9 protein-coding genes are annotated in these 6,472 nt (G+C 34.7%); 7 read left to right on the top strand and 2 right to left on the bottom strand.

Features of this window, described 5'->3' with window-relative positions; all coding sequences use genetic code 11:
- The coding region (locus G558_RS13170; protein ID WP_156888559.1) for a zinc ribbon domain-containing protein at nt 1–247 on the top strand (247 nt) is incomplete at its 5' end.
- Nucleotides 248–356: 109 nt separating this feature from the next.
- Here the strand turns inward: G558_RS13170 and G558_RS13165 are convergent.
- Both G558_RS13165 and G558_RS0110930 read right to left on the bottom strand, forming a co-directional pair.
- Nucleotides 357–1,136 carry a polyphenol oxidase family protein gene (locus tag G558_RS13165; protein ID WP_169337724.1) on the bottom strand — a complete coding sequence of 260 codons (780 nt, stop codon included), beginning with the start codon at nt 1,134–1,136 and terminating at the stop codon, nt 357–359.
- 76 nt (nt 1,137–1,212) lie between these two features.
- Nucleotides 1,213–1,632 carry an AAA family ATPase gene (locus tag G558_RS0110930; protein ID WP_028830188.1) on the bottom strand — a complete coding sequence of 140 codons (420 nt, stop codon included), beginning with the start codon at nt 1,630–1,632 and terminating at the stop codon, nt 1,213–1,215.
- Between the two features lie 248 nt (nt 1,633–1,880).
- On the opposite strand from G558_RS0110930, the gene G558_RS13535 reads away from it, so the two are divergent.
- The 6 genes from G558_RS13535 to G558_RS0110900 all read left to right on the top strand — a co-directional run bounded on the left by G558_RS13535 (nt 1,881) and on the right by G558_RS0110900 (nt 6,386).
- Entirely contained in the window at nt 1,881–2,585 is a 705-nt protein-coding gene (locus G558_RS13535) for a helix-hairpin-helix domain-containing protein (RefSeq protein WP_169337723.1), read from the top strand.
- An 18-nt stretch (nt 2,586–2,603) separates the two neighbouring features.
- A complete protein-coding gene (locus tag G558_RS0110920) occupies nt 2,604–3,095 on the top strand; it encodes a hypothetical protein (RefSeq protein ID WP_028830187.1) in 492 nt (163 codons plus the stop codon).
- Nucleotides 3,096–3,178: 83 nt separating this feature from the next.
- Nucleotides 3,179–4,501 carry a TrkH family potassium uptake protein gene (locus tag G558_RS0110915; RefSeq protein WP_028830186.1) on the top strand — a complete coding sequence of 441 codons (1,323 nt, stop codon included), beginning with the start codon at nt 3,179–3,181 and terminating at the stop codon, nt 4,499–4,501.
- 12 nt (nt 4,502–4,513) lie between these two features.
- On the top strand, nt 4,514–5,167 hold the full coding sequence (locus tag G558_RS0110910) for a potassium channel family protein (protein ID WP_028830185.1): 654 nt from the start codon (nt 4,514–4,516) through the stop codon (nt 5,165–5,167).
- Nucleotides 5,160–5,957, top strand: a complete 798-nt coding sequence (locus tag G558_RS0110905; protein ID WP_036931930.1) for a TrmH family RNA methyltransferase — start codon at nt 5,160–5,162, stop codon at nt 5,955–5,957. Before G558_RS0110910 ends, G558_RS0110905 begins: the two co-directional genes overlap by 8 nt.
- Nucleotides 5,958–5,963: 6 nt before the next feature.
- On the top strand, nt 5,964–6,386 hold the full coding sequence (locus G558_RS0110900; RefSeq protein WP_028830183.1) for a thioesterase family protein: 423 nt from the start codon (nt 5,964–5,966) through the stop codon (nt 6,384–6,386).
- Nucleotides 6,387–6,472: the final 86 nt, after the last annotated feature.

Genomic DNA, 6,472 nt, shown 5'->3' with positions numbered 1-6,472 from the left:
GAAGTCCATTGCCGAGGTTTCGTGGAGCAGGTTCAGGGAAATGCTGGATTACAAGTCCAGGTGGTATGGCAGAGACCTCATAATTGCTCCGCAAAACTATCCGAGTTCTCAGCTTTGCTCTGACTGCGGTAACCGGTCGAGTCAGACAAAGGACCTGAGCTGCAGAATATATGTCTGTCCAGAGTGCGGTCTTGAGATAGACAGAGATTACAATGCAAGTCTGAACTTGCTGAAGCTGACAATGTAAATACAAGATACAGTGTCAGTCGGGGAGGGTACCGCCCTTAGAGCCTGGAGAATCTTGCTTCATCAGAAGCATTGACCAGGAAGCCCCCACTTCATAAGTGGTGGGTAGTTCACATATAAATAGCCATAATCATACGACCTGCATTTGCACCTTCTCTTCTGTATGAGTGCATTAATTCTGAACTGAAGGTGGATATGTCGGTAGAGTAGATATTTGACTCTTTTAGCCCATCTGAGACAAGTGACCCTTTTATCATACCTTGCATGTCAAGAAGGTAGTGTAGGGGGTCTTTTTTTGTGTAATAATCATCAATGTTTCCAAAACTGTCTGTGAATATGTCAAGGACGTCTTTTTGAATCTCAAAATCTTCATATCCTATGCATGGACCTATTATTGCTATAAGATTTTCTGGAATGCAGCAGTATTTTTCAGACATGATTTGCAGAGCTTTTAAGAATATTTTTTTTGAAGTCCCCCTCCAACCTGAATGCAGGTTTGCAATTACCTTATTTACAGGATCAACAATTACGACAGGAGTGCAGTCTGCAAATTTAGTCACAAGCACAGTATTTTTGAGGTTTGTGATAAGCCCATCGGTATCTTCATAAAATTGTCCACTGTGGAAAGTCTCTCCGTCAAGGCAAGATGAGATAACTTCAATATTATCTGAGTGGACCTGAGACGTAAATATATGTGGATGCTCACATCCGTCTATAAAATCAAAGGCCTCAAAGTAGGCTTTTTTTAATATATACGGGTCATCTGATTTCTTTAATATATCTGAAGTGGTAAAGCAATGCTTGATACCCAGGTCAGTCAATACTGGAAATGTAATATATCTGTGATCAGCATGAGACTCGATTTTATAGTGATTTGTGTTAGAGTACATTTTTTCCTCCATAAACAAAGCAGCCTCCATAGTATTAGAGGCTGCGGATAATATGCTTTATGCAAACTTCAAAAAATTAGAAATCGCCAGTGTATTTTCCTAATCCATCAATAATTTCTTTTGAATCTGCACTTGCTGAAATAAACACATCAATAGAATTTTTTACAGAAAAATCATTAACGAGATTCATAAATTCAAATATTACACTGTCAATTTCTGCATGTAATATTTGGTCTAAGCCATCAATAAATATGATTTCAACGTCATGGTTGGCACTAGTGAGGCCACACAAGAAACCATAAACTGATGCAAGCGAATCAAGAGAATATTCCTCGGTGAATACACACCTTATGTTCATATGTAGCTGACTCGCATGTTTACTAGTCAGTTCCATATAGACCAATTCTCCTTTTATATTAGTAATCATTTCGTTCGCCTTCGCGATCATTAATTTGGTTTTTCCGCTGCCTGCTTCACCTAACAATAATTTAACCATTTTGATTACCTCCCAGGATTTCAATTTTTTAAATATCTTCTTATGTATATTAAAACAGAAAAACCCAAAAAGATAAAGACTATTATTGGAAATATTTTAAAATTTTGAAAATAAAGCTCGAGAAACAACAATCTCTATAATTTTCGCCTTATAATACAAAATTATGCGTAATCAATCGATATTTTTGGTCTGAATTATGATATAATTATATGGTCTGAATCGAATATTATAATGGAGGTACAATGCTGATGAGTTCAAAATTTTCGTACGATCCTAAAAGTATAAAAAAGATAGTAGCAGTATCGGTAACTTTAATTATATTTATGACTCTTGGAAATTTATTTGAAAAAGACAGGAAATATGAAATCGGAAATAAACTTGAAAAAACAAAAACTCAAGCTTTTGAAGACGAAGCGACAAATGAAAATGAAGTGACAAATGAAGACGGTGAAAATTTGGTTGAAATATATGAAAAAACGGAAGAATTGAAAGAAGTGATTGCAAAAACTATTTTTGTTGATATAACAGGAGAAGTAAAAGCCCCGACTGTGATTGAATTGGGGTGTGAAGAACGACTTGATTCAGCGATTAAAAAAGCTGGTGGTCTAACCTTGGACGCCGACAGAAACGCGGTCAATATGGCACAGAAATTAGTAGACGGGGCTCAGTACATAATACCTGCAAAGGGGAAGATTCTCATTATAAATTATCCTGAATTGCAAGGGTCTTTAACTGATGAAACTTCAACTGAAAAAGAAGATGTAAGAGTAAACATTAACACGGCTTCAAAAGATAGACTTGAAGAATTGCCAGGTGTTGGAGATGTACTTTCACAAAGGATTATAGATTACAGAAATGAAAATGGAGAATTTAAATCTATCGAGGGACTACTTGAAGTTTCGGGAATTGGCGACAAGAAATTTGAAGACATGAAAAACTATGTTTGTATTTAAACATAAGAAAGAGGTAAGATGAGTAATTTAAGAAAAAATCAGATAAAAAGTTTGCTTTATCAAATACTAATAGCTTTTGTTACATATATTTTTATGATGGGAAGATATATTTACTATGCAATGCCCTATACTGTGGGAATATTCCTCTTATTGTTTATATCTCTTGGGATGACACTTAAATATTCGCAAATACCAGCTGAAAGAGCGGCCTCTGTATGTGTTCCAATGTTAGTGAACCTTGGACTGCTTATAGTTGCTCTAGTGGGAGCAGGAGGATTCATAGGTGCTGAATCAGGCATGGAATCACTGTACTTTGTCCCACTTCATATGCTAAATCCAAACATAACATTTATGCCATATTTTATAAATCGCGCCAATTTAATATTTAAATATTCAGTGATTATAATAACGCCTTCATTTCTTATGTACATTGGAATGTATCTTGGAAAAATAACAAGAGAAAAATTGAAAGACAGAGTTAATAAATTTAATATTAAAAAAAATAATTAAAAATCATAAGTTTTGTTATATAATATTATTTGTGAAAAAACACTATATAACTATTTTTATCTTTGCAAAGGAAGGCTGAAGAAGTGAAAAAAAAGAATTCGCCAGCACAAGTCATAATTGCGGGTTTTACAGGAATAATATTATTGGGAACTTTACTTTTAATGCTACCAATATCGGTGGCAGAAGGCAATTCGGTTTCATTTATAGATGCGATTTTCACATCCACATCGGCTGTATGCGTTACAGGGCTTGTGGTAGTTGATACAGGAACTTACTGGTCAGTGTTTGGAAAATTTATTATAATTGTTCTTATTCAAATTGGCGGACTGGGATTCATGACTATGACAACTATTGGAGCTATTGCAATTGGAAAGAAAATCGGGATAAAAAGCAGGCTTCTAATACAGGAATCTCTTGGACAAAATAAGGTACAAGGTATCGTAAATCTGACAAAAAACATTTTTTTAGGAACTGTTTTTATTGAAATGACAGGAGCTATTTTACTGGCGACTCAGTTTATACCAGAATTTGGATTAAAAAGAGGTATCAGTACTTCTATATTTATGTCTATTTCGGGGTTTTGTAATGCGGGATTTGATGTAATGGGTAATTTTGAATCTATAACAAGGTTTAGGAGTAATTTCATTATAAATATGGTTATAATGATCTTGATAATACTTGGGGGACTTGGGTTTACTGTAATTTTTGATTTTATTAATGAGAGAAGTTTAAAAAAACTGAGCCTTCACTCCAAAATAGCAATCACAGTTACTTTGTTTCTTGTTTTTTCAGGTACTGTTGTTCTATATTTTCTTGAGTCGGGAAACCCTGCAACTATTGGTAATTTAGGACTCTATGACAAAATACTGATAAGTGCTTTCCAGGCAGTCAGTCCAAGGACGGCAGGTTTTAATTCAATAGATATTTCATATCTTACAGACAGCTCTAAATTTGTTATGATTATGCTTATGTTTATAGGTGGAAGTCCTGCTTCAACAGCTGGTGGAGTAAAAACAACAACAGTTGCTGTACTTTTATTGACTGCTGCAGCTTTTATAAGAAACAAGGATGTAGAAATTTATGGCAGGAGAATAAATTATAGTGTGGTAAACAAAGCTATGACTATAATAGTTATAGCTTTTACGGTTATAATATCAGGCTCGATGACATTAAGTATACTCAATCCTTCAATGGATTTTATAGATATAATATTTGAAGTTGTTTCTGCATTTGGAACAGTAGGGCTTACGCTTGGTATAACCCCTCAATTCGAAACTTCTTCAAAAGCTGTACTTATATTTATAATGTTTGCAGGTAGAGTAGGAGCACTTACAATTGTGATGGCTCTTGCAGGAAGAACTAAAAAAGTAGAATATCAGTTACCAGAAGGTGACGTTATATTATAAGGAGAAAAATTTATGAGTGCATATGTGGTTATAGGTTGTGGGCGTTTTGGGTCTGCAGTTGCAAAAACGCTGTATAGTTTAGGCAAGGAAGTCCTGGCGCTGGATATGAGCATGGACATTATTCAGAACATAGCGGACAATGTGACGCAGGCAGTTCAAGTAGATGCAACTGATGAAACAACTCTTAAGTCACTGGGAATTAGGAATTATGACGTAGCTATAATAAGTGTTGCTTCGGATCTGGAAGCTTCAATAATGGCTACGATAATAGTAAAAGAACTTGGAGTGCCTTATGTTTTATGTAAGGCTAAAAATGAACTTCAGGCAAAAGTGCTCTATAAGGTTGGAGCAGACAGAGTTGTTTTCCCCGAAAGAGATATGGGAATAAGAATTGCGCATAATCTTGTTTCAAAAAATGTACTTGAGTTTGTCGAGCTAGATCCTAAATACTCTATTATGGAGATACTGGCATCTGATAACTGGAATGGGAAATCTCTTTTAGAGCTAAATTTCAGGGCAAGGTATGGGATTAACATAGTTGCTATAAAGAGAGGTATGGATGTTAATATTTCGCCAGAGAGTGATGATAAAGTGCGTTCTAAAGATATCCTTGTCGTGATTGGTGAAATAAAGACGATTAACAGGTTGAGTGAAGAAAATGCATAATTTTAAGGTTATAGAATCCAAAGATAATCAGAAAGTAAAGTTGATATCCTCTTTGAAACTAAGAAAAAACAGAGAGAAGCATAAATTAGTTTTAATTGAGGGATTAAGAGCCATAAAACAAGTACTTGAAACTAATATGAAAATAAATATATTAGCTTTTTCAGAAAGTGATATTGTTTCAAACAAAGAATATATGGATATATTTTTAGCATATGAAAGTATTTCGATTGTAATAAAGACCTCTGTTTTCGACAATATAACTGAAACGGTTAATACTCAAGGGATAGCAGCCATAGTTGAAATGCCTGAATACAGGCTGGATTGCTTGTTTTCTCAAGATAGATCCAGATTGGTTGTATTTGATCGTATACAAGACCCTGGTAATGCAGGAACATTAATAAGAACTGCTGATGCTGCTGGGTTTGATGCTATACTTTATACAAAAGGTACGGTGGATCTTTTTTCTTCAAAAGTAAACAGGTCGGCAATGGGACTAAATCTTAGCGTTCCTCTTATAGAAATAAGTGTAAATGACATTGAAAACCTTAAGAGTAAAGGGTTTGTGATTTATTCTACGACACTTGATAATTATTCTCTGATATATGACAGTGTAAAATTTGCAGACAAGACAGTTGTAATACTGGGGAATGAAGCAAATGGCATAAGCGAAGATCTATTGTCTTTATCTGATGAAAAGATATATATTCCAATATATGGAAAAGCTGAATCGCTGAATGTGGGAATAGCAGGGGCAATAATTATGTATGAATCAATAAAACAGAAAGGATGATTATTAATGTTAAAAATGCCTGAATTTGAAATTGGTGGATCGATAACTATACAAAAAACTGTAACAGAAGATGACATTGCCAGCAATTATGGAAACCCTGAATTGGATAGGTTGTTTGCAACCCCATCACTTGTAGCGCTTATGATATCTGCAAGTACAAAACTTATTGATGAAAAACTGGACGAGGGGTTGATTACTATTGGCAAAGAAATTCATGTTATACATGAAAAACCTACACTCATTGGACAGACGCTTACAATAAAAGTGACAGTAAAAGAAAGAATTGAGAACACTCTGAAACTTGAAATGCTGGCTTTTGATGAGATAGGAGTTATCGGAAGAGGGAATTTTGACAGGGTTATAGTGAGCAAAGAGGCCCTGATGAGAAAAGTACATGTTAGAGAATCGCTTTTAGAGAGCAGATTTTAAATTAAATTTTTCAATAAAAAAGGGGCTGTCGGAAATAGCCCCCAAAGAAAAAAGCGACTAGTTCGCTTTTTTTAATGCAAAAAAAA

Origin of the sequence: Proteocatella sphenisci DSM 23131 (assembly GCF_000423525.1) — a bacterium.
Classification (GTDB): Bacteria; Bacillota; Clostridia; order Peptostreptococcales; family Filifactoraceae; genus Proteocatella; species Proteocatella sphenisci.
This window is presented reverse-complemented; position numbering and strand designations above follow the sequence as displayed.